Here is a 601-nt window from a genome sequence, read left to right as displayed (position 1 = left end):
AGATCTGCGCCTGCCGGTAAAGCGGGACATGGTCGGCGTACTTGGCGACCAGCACCTGCACGGCGTCATGGCATGAGCCCGTCGCAGCTGTTCCCCGCCCCGGTCCCGTCGCCGAGAAAGAACCCGGTCCGATAGAGCTGACCCTCGGGGTCTTCCTTGAGCGCCACCTCGCCCGCGGTCTGGGTGAACCGGCCATGGAGATCGCGGCTCCAGGCCTCACCGGCGTAAATCACGGTCTCAAGTTGCGCGGCCGAGAGGAGACGGGCGGTGACCGTGCGTTCGGGCAGGCACGGGACATAGTTCGGCCTGGGTGCAGCGATCGACGCCATGGCGGCGGATTCGACCAGGTGGCTCGGGTGCTCGCCCGCTTCGGGGATATGGGTGGGGAGCTCCTTTGCCAGTGCCTCGAGCGTGCGGATGGCATCCCCCGCATCCATCCGGCCCACCAGTTCCGGAATTGCCATCGCGAGCGCCACTTCGAGCGCTTCGAAGCTCTCGCGCTGGACCCAGGCGCCAGCCGCATCGCTGGCACCCGCGCTTTCAGTGTCCCAAGTGAGGAGCAAACCCTCCGACTTCAGTCGGATGCTGGCTTCAGCCTTCG

At 66.9% G+C, this 601-nt stretch carries 1 pseudogene; it reads right to left on the bottom strand.

The features are described 5' to 3' along the window. Positions 1-92: 92 nt before the first annotated feature. Positions 93-377 (bottom strand): annotated as a pseudogene (locus IE122_RS18270) (strawberry notch-like NTP hydrolase domain-containing protein); the annotation flags it as partial. Positions 378-601 lie beyond the last annotated feature (224 nt).

Source organism: Novosphingobium colocasiae, from assembly GCF_014652555.1.
Classification (GTDB): Bacteria; Pseudomonadota; Alphaproteobacteria; order Sphingomonadales; family Sphingomonadaceae; genus Novosphingobium; species Novosphingobium colocasiae.
This window is presented reverse-complemented; position numbering and strand designations above follow the sequence as displayed.